Origin of the sequence: Pedobacter terrae (assembly GCF_036946585.1) — a bacterium.
GTDB lineage: Bacteria > Bacteroidota > Bacteroidia > Sphingobacteriales > Sphingobacteriaceae > Pedobacter > Pedobacter terrae_C.
In genome coordinates this window covers 64362-79658 of sequence record NZ_JAQIIV010000017.1, presented here as the reverse complement: position 1 = coordinate 79658, position 15297 = coordinate 64362, and the positions used below count along the sequence as shown (strand labels likewise).

Here is a 15297-nt window from a genome sequence, read left to right as displayed (position 1 = left end):
AAACGAAGTTTACTTAGAAACAAAATGTTGATAAGCAGCACTTTATGGTGAGTAAAATTGTTAATAAAAACATTTATTTTGTACTTGACAAGTAAGGCTTTATGTGCTAAATTAGCTTATATCAAATACGAAGTACTTTGAATTCTGATAAAACAGTCCAAAAGATATAAGGAACCGAAAGGGGAGTTATTTCGGAATGTTTACAGGGAAAACGATTAATTTCTGAAAGGGTTAAACTGATTAAGAATATATATAACCATCGAAAGATAGGACAATAAGAAAATCGCACAGGCCCAGACAGAGCTTATAGAAAGTTAAGAAGTTTACGAACGGAAGAACTGGAAATAAATTTTCACGGATCGCAAAAGTTGTAAAACCTAACGATAACGGAAAAATCAAAGTAACAAGAATTAGATGCTTTAAATTTAACTACGGTTATTTTAAAGTTAAACGGGGAACTGAATCGAAAGAAGAAAGTCCCCGTTTTTATTTTGCAAAGGTATCGTTACCCTGAACCTGATGCAGAGTCTATCTTATACCATAAAACGCTAAAATATCGATAAAGGAATTTGCTTTATTTAAGCACTAAAACATTAAATTTACCAAATGGCCAAAAAAGGTAAATCAATCTCAAGTCTGTCGAAAAAGATATTTGTTTTAGATACATCCGTTATTTTATACGATCATGATGCGATCAATAACTTCCACGAACATGATGTGGCCATTCCCATTCAGGTTTTAGAAGAACTTGATCATTTTAAAAGCGGTAATGATACACGAAATTTCGAAGCCAGAAGTTTTATCCGACTCATTGACGAAACCTCCAAACAAAAACTCATCAGCGATTGGATTTTACTAAATGGGTCGGAATCTGGAAAATTTAAGGTAGTTTTAAATGAAAAGCCATTAACGATAAATGCAGAAGAAGTGTTTGGAAAAGGAAAAACTGACCATAAAATTTTAAACGCAGCATTGAGCTTAAAAGAAGAATATCCAGATAAAAAAGTAATACTGGTATCGAAAGATATTTGCTTGAGGTTGAAAGCAAAGGCTTTGGATTTAAATGCAGAAGATTACGAAACAGGGAAAATTAAGAACGTAGATGAGCTTTATGCCGGCAAAACCGAAATAGCTAATTTTCCTGTAGAGGTGATAGAGAAAGTAAAGAAACAAAAATTTATTGATGCTGATGAAATAGTATTACCACCCAGAAATGGCAATCATTTTTACGTTTTAAAAAATAAGAGGAAAACGGCCGATGTGTTTTATAACCATCAGTTGAAAACCATTTCTGCTGTTTCTAGCGATGAGATTTTTAAAATCAAACCTAAAAATATTGAACAGGCATTTGCCATACACGCACTTTTAGATCCGGAAATTAAATTAGTAAGTATACAAGGCAACGCCGGAACCGGAAAAACCTTACTGGCGCTGGCCAGTGCTTTAGAACAGCGTAAAAACTTTAGGCAGATTTACGTTACCCGGCCAATTGTATCATTGAGCAATAAGGATATTGGTTTTCTTCCTGGCGATGCGAAATCCAAAACAGATCCGTTTATGGCGCCGATTTGGGATAATCTGCGATTTATTAAAGAGCAGTTTGTTGGTGACGATAGAATGGTGGAAAAGATTGATGAATTGATTGTTACCGAAAAGATAGCCATCGCACCCTTGGCTTTTATAAGGGGCAGAACCCTCACCAAAATCTTCTTTATTATTGATGAGGCCCAGAATTTGACGCCACATGAAGTGAAAACCATCATATCAAGGGCAGGGGAGCATACCAAAATTGTTTTTACAGGTGATATTTACCAGATTGATACCCCATACCTCGATTCGGAAAGTAATGGACTGTCTTATTTAATTGAAAATGCGAAAAACCACCCGCTCTACGCCCATATTACCTTACAAAAAGGGGAGCGGAGTAAATTGGCCAACTTGGCAAATGAGTTACTATAGATTTTTACCTATATTTTTATTTTACGATCTAATGGCTTAAGAGGGAAATTCATATGATTTACTGATTTTTTATGCCATGCTGCGCATGGCCTTGTCATCGAACATGCTTTTTTTTTTGCAGTGATGTCGTATTTAACAGTGCTCAAGAATGCTATCTATTCCTAATTGCCAGAATACCTGAAATAAATCATCCTTTACTAATCAATAGAAATACCATAGCGGCCAAAGCCGATCCTAATATGGGTCCTAAAATAGGTATCCAGGCATATGCCCAATCACTGCTTCCTTTTCCCTTCATTGGGATTAAAAAGTGAATTATTCGTGGTCCTAGATCTCTTGCAGGATTGATGGCATAGCCGGTTGTTCCGCCTAATCCAAGGCCTATTACCCAAACTAAAAATGCCACTGGTATTGCACCAATAGAACCTAGTCCAATAGGGGTGGTAACCGTTTCTTTGGTACCCATGCTGGCATCAGTAAAATAAAAAATCACAAATATCAACACGAAGGTGCCGATAATTTCTGACAACAAATTTGAAGATATCTTGTTGATGGCCGGAGCAGTTGCAAAAGGTGCGGCCTTTAAGTCCTGATCGTCAGTAGCATCGAAATGGTCTTTATAAATTAACCAAACCAGAAAGGATCCTGTCATCGCTCCAGCTAACTGTGCTAAAATATAAAATGGAACCAAGGCCCAGCCAAAGCCTTTTCCGATGGCGAGCCCGAGGGTTACTGCCGGATTCAAATGTGCACCGCTATAAGGACCCGCCACAACAACGCCTATAAAAACGGCCAGTGCCCAAGCTGTTGTAATCACCATCCATCCTCCACCATTACCTTTAGTGCCTTTAAGTACCACATTAGCGACTACACCATTTCCTAAAAGAATCATGATTGCGGTACCAATAAATTCTGAAAGATATATATTCATGTAAAAGTTAAACGATTTATAATTGATTAGGTTTAATTAGGTCTAAGGCGATTGGTAACAAGCAATCTGTTCATAGAGCTAAGACCCTGCAATAAATTACCTTCGGTGAGCTCGCTAATGGCTCGGTTTACTACGTAGCTTTCAGCTGCGCTACAGGTCAGTGTGACGAACCCATTTTTGTTAGCCATCTGAATTTGCTCTGGCCGCTTTTATTGCCCTTGTCCAGCCGTTTATTCTTTCGGTATTATCAATTCCTTCTTCGGCAATAAAAGTTCTGTTGATTTTCCATTGTGAACGGATCTCATCAATACTTTTCCAGAACCCGGTTGCTAAGCCGGCAAGGTAGGCAGCACCAGTAGCGGTAACTTCTGTTACGTCAGGTCTGATTACTTTACAGTTTAACAGATCGGCCTGAAACTGCATCAATAAATCATTGGCCGTAACGCCACCGTCAACCCTTAATTCGGTAATACTAATGCCTGCATCCGCTTCCATTGCTTTCAAGACATCCATGGTTTGATAAGCAATGCTTTCCAGGGCAGCCCTGGCAATATGCGATTTGTTTGTACCCCTGGTTAGTCCGGTTATCGTGCCTCGCGCATGTTGGTCCCAGTGTGGTGCACCTAAACCCGCAAAAGCAGGAACAACGTAAACCCCATCCGTATCATTTACTTTTTTTGCTAAGGTTTCTACGTCGGCCGATTTAGAAATCAGGCCCATTTCATCTCGCAACCACTGCACAACGGCGCCACCTATGAAAATACTGCCTTCTAAAGCATAATTCACCTCGCCATTAATTTGCCATGCGATAGTGGTTAACAGGTTATTGAAAGAAATTTTTGGCTTTTGTCCTATATTCATCAACATAAAACAACCGGTACCATAGGTGTTTTTCACCATCCCAATTTCGGTACACATTTGCCCAAACAAAGCCGATTGCTGATCACCGGCGATGCCTGCAATGGGGATTTTTGCTGCCAGTATCCTTCCCGCGGTTACACCGTAAACCTCACTTGATGATTTTACTTCAGGAAGCATTGTTTTTGGTATAGTGAAAAGTTCCAGTAATTCTTCATCCCAGCTTAAAGTATGAATATTATAAAGCATGGTTCGGGAAGCGTTGGTCACATCGGTTACATGTTTCTCACCCGCTGTTAATTTCCATATCAACCAGGTATCAATGGTTCCGAAAGCCAATTTTCCTGCTTCAGCCTTTTCACGCGCGCCTTCAACATTTTCCAAAATCCACCGGGCTTTAGTGGCAGAAAAATAAGAATCAATGATCAGACCTGTTTTCTCCAATATTTTATTGGCCAGCCCTTGGGCTTTAATTTCATCGCAATAGGCAGCGGTACGCCTGTCTTGCCAAACAATAGCATGATAAATTGGCTGTCCCGTTTCTTTATCCCAAACCACAGTGGTTTCTCGTTGATTGGTAATTCCGATAGCCTCGATATCACTTACACTCAAACCTGCCTTAACAATCACTTCTGTTACCACAGCCAACTGTGTAGACCAGATTTCCATTGGATCATGCTCTACCCAACTCGCTTTAGGATAAATCTGTGTGAATTCCCGTTGGGCTATAGCAACAATTTCGCCATTGCGATTAAAGACAATGGCTCTGGAACTTGTAGTTCCCTGATCAATAGATAAGATGTATTTACTCATATTAAAATTTGGTTAGCGGCTATGCCTTCTAGGTTATTTCACAGACTGACGATAAAGGTAACCATCAGCTAATTTATTAAAAGTTTCAATCTGATCGGCTTCCCACTTTTCATCTGTTGATAATTCTTCGCACAGGAGCGCGGCTACCCGCGGCGCCATGTCTTTTGCAGCCTGTGCATCAATAAATAATATTCTTAGCCTCCTGCTTAAAATATCTTCTACAGTTTCTGCCATTTCATTCCTTGCAGACCAAACTACCTCTGCCTCCATAAAAGGAAAAGCTGGATGTAAGGGTTTTTCAAGATCTGGGTTTTGTTTAATCAAGGCTTCAATTTTAATGCGATCTGATCCATATATGGCTAAATGACTACTGTCGGAATGATTTGTGTTGCCATGTATGCTTAAATTTTGAGTTACACATTTTTTCGCTTTCAGACCAGCGTGGGTAATCGCTAAATTAACCGTTTCTTCTGCCATTAGTCTATAGGTTGTCCACTTACCGCCAGTAATGGTAATCAATCCCTTTGCAGAAACCAGCAGTCTATGGTCTCTACTGATTTCTTTTGTACTATTTGCATCACCATTGGTAGGGGCGGCCAAGGGGCGCAAACCCGAAAAAACGCTTAGGATATCCTTTTCAGTCGGTTTTTGGCGAAAGTAGGTTGCTGCAGTATCCATAATGAAATCTACCTCTTCTTTTAAAGCGCGCGGCTCAAGGCTATGCTCATGAAGTGGGGTATCAGTTGTGCCTACCAGCAAATGTTCGTGCCAGGGAACAGCAAATAAAACCCTTCCATCAGATGTTTTTGGGATCATTAATGCCGATTCGCTATTTAAAAAGCTTTTCTCCAATACGATATGTATACCCTGACTGGGGCGGACCATTTTTTTGGTATCAGGATTATTCATATGCAGGATATCATCAACAAATACACCTGTTGCATTAACTACAATTTTGCCATTGTATTTGGCTGATGAGCCGGTTATCATATCCTCTGTTTCAATACCGGTAACCGTATCGCCACTTTTTAATAAACCTGTTACTTTGGTATAGTTTAATAATGATGCACCTTTCTCGATAGCCGTTTGTGCAATGTTGATGGCCAAACGGGCATCATCAAACTTTCCGTCATAATAGCGGATGCTTCCTTTTAATCCTTTAGCCTTGATGCCTGGCATGAGAGTTAGGGTTGCTTTTTTCGAGAAAAATTTAGATTTTCCAAAGCTATATTTGCCTGCCAGCCAATCGTAAACGGTAAGTCCGGTTAAATATTTTACAACAGAAAACCAATCGTAGCAGGGAATCAGGAATTTTTCTCTACTAACTAGGTGTTTAGCGTTTTGTTGTAATAAACCACGTTCTTTCAAAGCATGTTTAACCAGACCAATATCGCCTTGCGCAAGGTAGCGAACGCCTCCATGAACCAATTTAGTACTTCTGCTTGATGTTCCTTTGGAAAAATCAGCTTGCTCTACTAATAATGTTTTGTATCCTCGACTCGCAGCATCTAAGGCTGTACCTAAACCTGTAGCACCGCCGCCAATAATGATGATATCCCAAAGTATATCATCAGCTAGATGAGGTGCGTACAATCTATTCATTGAATTGTTATAAAAATAATAAAACGAAACTATTCGCAATTATAAGTAATCAAGATCGAAATCATATATATAATGGGTTAAAAATTTATTAAATATTTGTTTAAAATATTTTAAAGAATGTTTTTATTGCTAATTTGCAGCACGCTAATTTAATTTACTATGATGAATTTGGCTGAGAGGCATCAATTTATTTTAAGTCGCCTGCAACGTGATCAATATATAAACGTTGTGGATTTGTGTAAGGAATTGAAAGTGTCTTCAGTAACAATAAGAAAGGACTTAAAACTACTGGAAGACAAGAGTCTACTGTTCAGAACACACGGTGGTGCAACAATCAACAATCCATACACAGTAGACCGTCCGGTTAACGAAAAAGAAAAAATACAATCAGCTGAAAAGAATAAGATCGGGATAGCTGCAGCTGCATTACTGAATGATAACGATTCTATTGTGATTGCTTCGGGAACCACAGTACTTTATTTTGCCAAGAATATTGCACCTGCCACAAATTTAACGGTGGTTACCTCGGCATTAAATGTAGCGCTCGAATTAATGCGCGAACCTGGCATTGAAGTGATACAGTTGGGCGGCTTATTACGGAAAAGTTCATCCTCAGTAATGGGCGCTTATGCCGAACAGGTTTTACAGGATTTTTATTTCAACAAACTGTTTTTAGGGGTAGACGGCATTGATCTGGATTTCGGCATTACCACTACCAATGCCATGGAAGCACATTTGAACCGCAAAATGATCGGCGCATCGCAAAAGACGATTGTATTGGCAGATTCGACTAAGTTTGGAAAAAGAGGCTTCGGAAAGATATGCGGATTGGAAGAAATTGATCATATCATTACTGATAAAGGAATTTCTGAACAAATTGTAAAACATTTAGAGGGTTTGGGTGTTACTGTTACTATCGTGTAGCGCATTCCACGCGAACGGAAATCCCAAACATATAATTTGAACATGGAAAAAAAACGAATACACATTTTAGAAGACGATCAGGAAATCAGAAACGTGATTGAAATCCTGTTAAAAGAAGAGGGTTTTGAATTACAGCTTTCATCATCTTTTGCGGAGCTAAAGAAAAACATCCAGGATGCTATGCCTGATCTTTTCTTATTAGATGTAATGTTACCAGATGGAAACGGAGCAGAGATATGCGAAGATTTAAAAACTGATATTTTTACCAAACATATCCCGATTATTGTAATGTCTGCACAGAACAATAGTGAGCAAAAAGCGATTGATGCATTCGCTGACGATTATATCAGCAAACCTTTCGATATTTACAATGTTTTGGAACGCATTAATGCACAGTTAAAAAAAAGTTCAGAAAGTAGAACCAAGGTTTAATTGAAACCTGAGATAAGAAAAAAGAGAGAAGCCTGTTAAGCTTCTCTCTTTTTTTATGCTATTTTTCAGTATTCAATAACCACCTTACCAATGGTTTTACCACTTTCCAGTAAGCGGTGGGCTTCTTTTAAGTTTTCTACAGTAAAGCCCTTTAATGTTTGATTTAATGTACTCTTAAGCGTGCCATTGTCCAATAATTTTGTCAGCTCGTTTAAAATATGGTGCTGCTGTTCCATATCGTCAGTTTGATACATGGAACGGGTATACATCAATTCCCAGGAAAAAGTAACACTTTTATTTTTTAATTTATTCAGGGCAATAGGTGTTGCAGAGCCAGTTATTGATACGATATGTCCCTGTGGTTTAATAAGTTCTACCAGATCATCCCAATAACTATTCAGGTCTACAAAGTCGAGAATGAAATCTACTTCATTTAAACCTGCAGCACGCACTTCTTCAACCAGACTTTTATGATCAACTACCACATCTGCTCCCATGGCTTTACACCAATCTTTTGTTTCTGGTCTGGAAGCAGTAGCAATTACTTTTAAGCCGCTAATTTTCCTGGCCAATTGGATGGCAATGGAGCCAACGCCACCTGCACCACCAATAATCAGGATGCTTTTTCCTTTATCTTTTTCTACGCTGATTCGGATCCGATCGTAAAGTGACTCCCATGCAGTCAATGCAGTTAATGGCATCGCAGCTGCTTCGGTATATGTTAATGTTCCAGGTTTAAAACCTACTATACGTTCATCAACCAATTGGTATTCGGCATTCGAGCCGCTCCGTGTTAAATCTCCGGCATAATATACTTCGTCTCCGGTTTTAAATAGCGAAACACCTTCACCAACCGCTTCAACTGTTCCAACAGCATCCCAGCCAATTACCTTGGGGATTTCCAATACAGTGTTTTTTGCGCTGTTCTGGCGGATTTTAAAATCAACCGGATTTATACTAATGGCCTTTACTTTGACAAGTAAATCCCGTCCTTTTGGCTCTGGAACAGGCATTTCAAATTCGATAAAACTTTCGTTTTCGTTTATTGGCAATGAGGTTTTAAATCCTATAGCTTTCATGGCTGAATATTATTTTTTTTATCCTAAAATATTTTATTTCTATAACGAAAGTATAAACTGTTAAAACATTGAAAGAAGATTTATAATATAATGACACTCGGATTAATCTATTGGTTTACGTATCCGTTTACCAATAAAACAAACGTTTTCTATTATTTGAGCAGTGTGCTTTCCATAATAAACTGAAAAAATGATTGCGCTCATTTTTTGGTTTGAGCCATATCATCATTACCGCAGTTAATGCAGAGTAGTTTTGCCAATGAAAATATTTGGCTTTCGGCATATTGAAAGCCAATTTTATATCAAGAACATCATGTCACATTCATTTCATATTCCCGTTTTGGGATTGGGTTACTCCATTGATACCCCTTTAAAAGTTGCCAGGTATGGCATCTCTTCTGTACTTTCGATTGTTGATGATGAACTGGTGGAGCGTATGCGTGCTTATCATTCGCAAAATAGATCGGTAGGTTACGAGCCGATTAGTAACTACGAAACAGATAGTCGCAGCAGGCGCATTACCGCATACCTTAACTTTTTATCCGATTGTATCAGCCAAGATTTTAAAATTTTAAAACAGCAGGATTTTATCGATGAGGATGATATCTGCCGTTATTTCGAGCTTTTGCCTGATACTTCAAAATTGAAACATGGTTATGAACTGATGATGGAATATCCCGAGGGAGAAGCCAAACAGATCTTTAAATCCGTACTAAAAAATGCCATGTGTATGGGCAATATTGATGTGAACATTATGGCTAAGGTAGATAAAATGAACTATGTGGATGGTGAATACACGGGTGATGCCAACACCGACGCTTTAGCGGCTTTGCGAGGTTTTGCTAAAAGTAAGCTTAATGCCTCAGTGGTGCTTTCTGCAGGCATGAATCCTAAATTATACAGCTATATGGAACAATTTGCAGACTTTTTACCAGATAAAAATACCTCATTAAAAAAGCGTATCATCTTAAAAGTAAGCGATTTCAGGTCTGCACTGATCCAGGCTAAATTTTTAGCAAAAAAAGGTTTGTGGGTATCAGAATTCAGGATCGAATCGGGCCTAAACTGTGGTGGGCATGCATTTGCTACCGAGGGTTATCTGTTGGGCCCGATCTTAGAAGAATTTAAAACAAAAAGAAGTGACATGTACAGGGAGCTTTTCAGTATGTATCAGATTGCCCTGGCGCACAAGGGAATTCAGATTGAAAAAGAACCGAAACAAAAGATTACGGTACAGGGTGGAATCGGAACAGCGGCAGAACATCAGTTTCTGCTACAGCATTACCAACTTGATGCTACAGGATGGGGAAGTCCTTTTTTATTGGTGCCGGAAGTAACCAATGTAGATGCAAAGACTTTAACACAACTTACTGCTGCAACCGAAAAGGATTTTTATTTAAGTGATGCTTCACCATTGGGCATCCGCTTTAATCACTTTAGAAACAGTACGATAGAGCAGCAACGGATTGAACGCATTGAAAAGGGCAGACCTGGAAGCCCTTGCACCAAAAAATACCTCTGCAACAATACCGAATTTACCGAACAGGCAATCTGTACCGCATCTCGTGAATACCAGCACCTAAAGATCAAAAGCCTTCAAATGGCTGGGCTGCCTGCAGAAGAATACGAAAAACATTTTAATGAGGCGACTGGAAAGGTATGCCTTTGTGAAGGACTTTGTTCTTCTACTTACCTCAAATACAATATCCTAAAACCGAAAGAAAATAAGTCCGTAGCCATTTGCCCGGGACCCAACCTGGCTTATTTTTCTGATGTATACTCTTTAGATGAAATGGTTGGTCATATTTATGGCAAAAACAATCTTTTAACGCAGGTTGATCGTCCTCATGTTTTCATCAAAGAGCTTAATCTCTATATCGATTACTTACAGGAAGATATCAAAAAACAATTGCAGCATTTTAGCGATAAAAAGATCAAACAGTTAAATGGATTTAGGCTGCAATTGGCTGAAGGGATCAATTATTACAAAAAGCTTTTCAGCGAAATAGCGGACCAGGCTTCGGATGATATTAACCAATTATATGAACAACTGGCACGTGCTAAAACTAAACTCGACACGTTGATTGTTGGTTAGGAAAAGAAGATCGATAATACTTTTTCTATATTTACAGGCATATTTGAAGCATAGCAATGGACAGGTCGAAATTTTTGGATGCGATTATTGAAAACGCCATTGATGGGATTATTACCATTGATGACAAGGGAATTATAGAACATTTAAACCCTGCAGCACTTGAGCTTTTTGGTTATGAAAAGGAGGAATTAGTGGGCAGTAACATTTCCATTCTGATGCCCGAGCCTGATCAATCGCGCCATGATGGATACCTGTCCAGGTATGAACATACGGGTCAGAAACATATTATTGGTATTGGGCGGGAGGTTTCGGGCAAACGGAAAGACGGTTCTATATTTCCGTTCAGGCTTGGTGTGAGTGAGATCAAATTTACAGATCGTAAAATTTATACGGGTTTTATCCACGATCTAAGCAAGGAAAAAGCCAACGAAGAACAGATAAAGAGTTATACCGAAAAACTGGAAGTTAAAATAAAGGAACGTACGCGAGACCTGGTTAAGCTCGTATCAGAACTGGAAACGGCGAAAGAAAACATGCGTGCACTTTTTCAAAAGGAAAAGGAACTCAACCAGCTCAAAACCAGGTTTGTATCTATGGCTTCTCACGAATTTAGGACGCCACTTAGCTCCATTCAGCTATCAGCATCATTAATTGATAAATATACTATTAAACAGGATGTGACCAGTGTGGAAAAGCATACCTTAAAGATTAAAAACTCCATTAACAACCTCACTACGATACTAAACGATTTCCTTTCGCTTGAGAAATTGGAAGCGGGTAAAGTAGAGGCATCTGCACAAGCTTTTAACATCATCAGCTTTGCAGAAGAAATAGCAGAAGAGATGCAGATGATGACCAAGCAGAACCAGCATATTATTTATGAACATACCGGAACAACTGCCGAAGTATATCTGGACCCTAATCTGTTGAAAAATTGCATCATTAACCTCATTTCCAATTCGATCAAATACTCAGGAGAAGATACACTCATCCAATTCAATTCTATTTTAAAAGATGATGAACTGATTTTAGAGGTAAAAGACAATGGCATTGGTATTCCGGATGCCGATCAAGGCAATTTATTCGAACCGTTTTTCAGGGCCCACAATACGGGCGATATTCCGGGAACGGGACTAGGACTTAATATAGTGAAAAGATACGTGGGCTTGATGAACGGCACGGTAACCTGCAATAGCAAACAGCATTCAGGTACGGTATTTACGCTTACTTTTCCTTTAGAAACCATTTTATAATTTAAGCGCTATCCGATGAACAAAAAAGTTTTAATTATTGAAGATAATGACGATATCAGAGAGAGTACTGCTGAGGTACTTGATTTGGCTGGTTATGAAACTTTTACAGCTAAACACGGAAAAATCGGTGTGGAAATGGCTGTCAATCATTTACCCAATGTAATTCTGTGCGATATTATGATGCCAGAACTTGATGGATATGGTGTTTTGTACTTGTTAAACAAAAATCCGAAAACGGCCAATATCCCTTTCATTTTCATTACTGCAAAAACGGAGCGGGCAGATATGCGGAAAGGTATGGAGATGGGTGCTGATGATTACCTGACCAAACCCTTTGACGATACGGAACTTTTTAGAGCCATAGAAAGCAGGTTCAAAAAAAAGCAACAAGCAGCAGGATTCAGTTCAATAGATGGCAATGGTGAAACGATAATAGATGAACTGCGCAAAAAAGGAAAACCCAGAACCGTAAACGCTAAACAAGTAATTTATATAGAAGGCGATGAGCCTACACACCTCTATTATGTAAATAAAGGACAAGTGAAAACTTACAAACGCTTTAAAGATGGCAGGGAACTTTCTTCAGGACTCTACCATGATGGAGACTTTTTCGGTTACGAGAGTTTATGCAATGGCGAACTTTATGTGGAAAATGCTGCCACCCTAACCCAATCAGAAATTATCCATATTCCGAAAGCAGATTTTATGGAATACCTGTTGAGTCATCAGGCTGTATCTAAAACATTTATTGGTCTGTTATCCGGAAATGTACGCGATAAAGGAAAGCAGATGCTCCAATTGGCATATTCATCAGTAAGAAAAAGAGTATCCGAAGCTTTATTACAAGTCGCTGAAAAATTTGGCCATGGCACGGAAGATACCTGCACCATCCGGATCTCCCGCGATGATCTTGCAGCATTGGTGGGTACTGCCAGCGAAACCGTAAGCAGAATGCTGGCTGATTTTAAAGATGAGAAACTAATTGATAAAACTGGGAATGCCATTAACATTCTTTCCATCGAAAAACTTAGGAATATCAAGCAGTAAGGTTCAGGCTCATTGTTCGGCTGGTTAACTGTTAAAATCGGTTAATCGGTTAACTGGAAATTGGTTCATTCGTCATTAGGTTGACAGTTTATTCGGTTAACTGGAACTTGGTCCCTGAAGAGTTCGTCATTTAGAGCGGGGTGCAACGCAGTCGAGAAATCTATTGTGATAATTATCTCTCCCGAACTTTCCTATCGTATTCAAATTTAGCGAGAGTGTTAGCGCATGGGGCTTGATCAACGGCCTGACTTGTGCTTAGACCGAACTCTTCCAAAGCACAAGTCGGCCAGCCTGCTTTATCTTCGCACTAAGACTCGCGCTAGATGAGGCAAAAAGAAATGTTTCGTCGGGAAACGAACCATGGCAATTAGAGATACACTTGATTTGTTGATCACTAATCGTTCGACTACAGATACGAGACTCTGGACTAAAAAAGTGAGCAGTATCATTTTTTTCCCTAAGCGTGCTCACCTGCTGCCGTTAGCTTCCTTCATAGTTTTGTATACATAAATACTGTATATGAAAGCTATAGCTTACAACATCAAGCCCGATGAAAAGGAATGGTTGGTACTGGCCAATTACAAAAAACATGATATCACGATAATCGCCAATAGCTTAACAGCTGATACGCTTTCATTCGCAACCGGTAAAGAGGCGCTACTGGTTTTTAACAATGATGAGTTAAGCGGTAACATGATATTAGGCCTTAGATCATTGGGTATCAAATATATTGCAACTTCATCTTCACAAACAGATCATCTTGATCTTAATGCTGCCGGACTCGCCGGCATGAAGGTTGCCAATGTTCCGCTGACGGCTAATCAAGCCGATACAAAGGCAAGAATGGAACAGGTGATCAAAAACCTCGATCAATGGGCAGCCGGTAAATGCGTAGGTAAAGCCTGCTGTTGCCAGAGTGAATGCGCAACCACCAAAAAGCTATAAACATGGAAAGCGCAGAATTACTTAAAAAATACAATGTTGCTGCTCCACGCTATACCAGTTATCCAACGGTTCCGTTTTGGGATATCGAAAACTTTAGTGCTGATGAATGGTTGAATAGGGTAGTTAAAACCTATGCAATCCATAAAGACGATGGGATTAGCTTGTACATTCACCTCCCTTTTTGCGAAAGCTTATGCACTTATTGTGGCTGTAATACCCGCATTACCAAAAATCATTCAGTAGAGTTGCCGTACATCTCCGCCGTACTTGGTGAATGGCGCATGTATGTAGATGCCCTACAGGAAAAACCAAAATTGAAAGAAATTCATTTAGGCGGCGGAACACCCACTTTCTTTAGTGCAGAAAATCTTGATCTGCTGATTAGCTGCATTATGCAAAATGCGAGCCTGGCTACAGATGCCGAACTCTCTTTTGAAGCTCATCCCGCAAATACCACCAAAGCGCATTTAACAACGCTTTACCACCTCGGGTTCAGAAGGTTAAGTTTAGGCATCCAGGATTTTGATCCTAAGGTACAGTTTTTAATCAATCGCTTTCAATCACCAGAGCAAGTAGCTCAGGTAACAAATGAAGCAAGGGAAATAGGTTACACCTCCATCAATTTCGATTTAATTTATGGATTGCCTGGTCAGTGCATTGAAGGATTGGGCCGTACTATAAAAGATGTGATTGGTATGCGGCCAGATCGTATCGCCTTTTACGGTTATGCACATGTGCCCTGGTTAAAACCCGGACAAAGGCATTATACAGAAAAGGATATTCCAGCAGGTGATGCAAAATTTGCCCTATATCAATTTGGAAGAAAATTACTTTCTGATGCCGGCTACGAAGATGTAGGCATGGACCATTTTGCGATGAAAAGCGATCCTTTATTTCAATCGATGGCATCAAATAAACTTCATCGTAATTTTATGGGCTATACCAGTCAGCACACACATTTAATTATTGGCCTTGGTGTCTCGTCGATCAGTGATAGCTGGACGGCCTTTGCGCAGAATCCTAAAACGGTAGAAGCTTACTTGGATAAAATTGCAAAGCAGTTATTGCCTGTGGAGAAAGGACATCTTTTAACAGATGAAGATCTCGATGTAAGAAAGCATATTCTTAATATCATGTGCAGATCCAACACAGCCTACAGCGATAGGATTCCAGAAGAGGTTCATCAGCGGCTTTTGCCTTTATTGCAAGATAAGCTGATATCGTTAACTGAAAAAGAGATCAGTATTAATTCCAGAGGAAAATCTTTCCTAAGAAATGTTTGCATGGCATTCGACGAGAAATTATGGCTTAGGCAACCCAAAACGCAACTGTTCAGTTCATCAATATAAGTAATAAATA

12 protein-coding genes are annotated in these 15297 nt (G+C 39.3%); 8 read left to right on the top strand and 4 right to left on the bottom strand.

Annotated features, from left to right (window positions below; translation table 11 throughout):
- The first annotated feature begins 606 nt into the window (after positions 1–606).
- Positions 607–1959 carry a PhoH family protein gene (locus PGN18_RS18425; RefSeq protein WP_335321062.1) on the top strand — a complete coding sequence of 451 codons (1353 nt, stop codon included), beginning with the start codon at positions 607–609 and terminating at the stop codon, positions 1957–1959.
- 187 nt (positions 1960–2146) lie between these two features.
- Here the strand turns inward: PGN18_RS18425 and PGN18_RS18420 are convergent, their stop codons facing one another.
- The 3 genes from PGN18_RS18420 to PGN18_RS18410 form a co-directional block, all read right to left on the bottom strand.
- Positions 2147–2890, bottom strand: a complete 744-nt coding sequence (locus PGN18_RS18420; protein WP_335321061.1) for an MIP/aquaporin family protein — start codon at positions 2888–2890, stop codon at positions 2147–2149.
- Between the two features lie 180 nt (positions 2891–3070).
- Positions 3071–4561 (bottom strand): glycerol kinase GlpK, encoded by a 1491-nt coding sequence (gene glpK, locus PGN18_RS18415; protein WP_335321060.1) that lies wholly within the window; start codon positions 4559–4561, stop codon positions 3071–3073.
- Positions 4562–4594: 33 nt separating this feature from the next.
- Positions 4595–6163, bottom strand: coding sequence for a glycerol-3-phosphate dehydrogenase/oxidase (locus PGN18_RS18410; protein WP_335321059.1), 1569 nt, complete (start codon positions 6161–6163; stop codon positions 4595–4597).
- Between the two features lie 159 nt (positions 6164–6322).
- Here PGN18_RS18410 and PGN18_RS18405 point away from each other — a divergent pair, with 159 nt between their 5' ends.
- Together PGN18_RS18405 and PGN18_RS18400 are read left to right on the top strand one after the other, a co-directional pair.
- The gene (locus tag PGN18_RS18405) at positions 6323–7087 is read left to right on the top strand and encodes a DeoR/GlpR family DNA-binding transcription regulator (RefSeq protein WP_335321058.1); all 765 of its coding nucleotides are present in this window, start codon (positions 6323–6325) and stop codon (positions 7085–7087) included.
- A 42-nt stretch (positions 7088–7129) separates the two neighbouring features.
- Positions 7130–7519: a response regulator transcription factor gene (locus tag PGN18_RS18400; RefSeq protein ID WP_335321057.1), complete on the top strand. Its 390-nt coding sequence runs from the start codon at positions 7130–7132 to the stop codon at positions 7517–7519.
- Between the two features lie 65 nt (positions 7520–7584).
- On the opposite strand, the gene PGN18_RS18395 is transcribed toward PGN18_RS18400, so the two are convergent.
- Positions 7585–8598, bottom strand: coding sequence for a zinc-binding alcohol dehydrogenase family protein (locus PGN18_RS18395; RefSeq protein WP_335321056.1), 1014 nt, complete (start codon positions 8596–8598; stop codon positions 7585–7587).
- A 313-nt stretch (positions 8599–8911) separates the two neighbouring features.
- Between PGN18_RS18395 and PGN18_RS18390 the strand changes: the two genes are divergently transcribed.
- The 5 genes from PGN18_RS18390 (at position 8912) to hemN (ending at position 15287) form a co-directional block, all read left to right on the top strand.
- The gene (locus tag PGN18_RS18390; protein WP_335321055.1) at positions 8912–10693 is read left to right on the top strand and encodes a hypothetical protein; all 1782 of its coding nucleotides are present in this window, start codon (positions 8912–8914) and stop codon (positions 10691–10693) included.
- Positions 10694–10749: 56 nt separating this feature from the next.
- Positions 10750–11946, top strand: coding sequence for a PAS domain-containing sensor histidine kinase (locus tag PGN18_RS18385; RefSeq protein ID WP_335321054.1), 1197 nt, complete (start codon positions 10750–10752; stop codon positions 11944–11946).
- A gap of 15 nt (positions 11947–11961) precedes the next feature.
- The gene (locus PGN18_RS18380) at positions 11962–12993 is read left to right on the top strand and encodes a response regulator (RefSeq protein ID WP_335321053.1); all 1032 of its coding nucleotides are present in this window, start codon (positions 11962–11964) and stop codon (positions 12991–12993) included.
- Between the two features lie 519 nt (positions 12994–13512).
- Positions 13513–13938, top strand: a complete 426-nt coding sequence (locus PGN18_RS18375) for a lactate dehydrogenase (RefSeq protein ID WP_335321052.1) — start codon at positions 13513–13515, stop codon at positions 13936–13938.
- A gap of 2 nt (positions 13939–13940) precedes the next feature.
- Positions 13941–15287, top strand: coding sequence for an oxygen-independent coproporphyrinogen III oxidase (gene hemN, locus PGN18_RS18370; RefSeq protein WP_335321051.1), 1347 nt, complete (start codon positions 13941–13943; stop codon positions 15285–15287).
- The last annotated feature ends 10 nt before the right edge of the window (positions 15288–15297 follow it).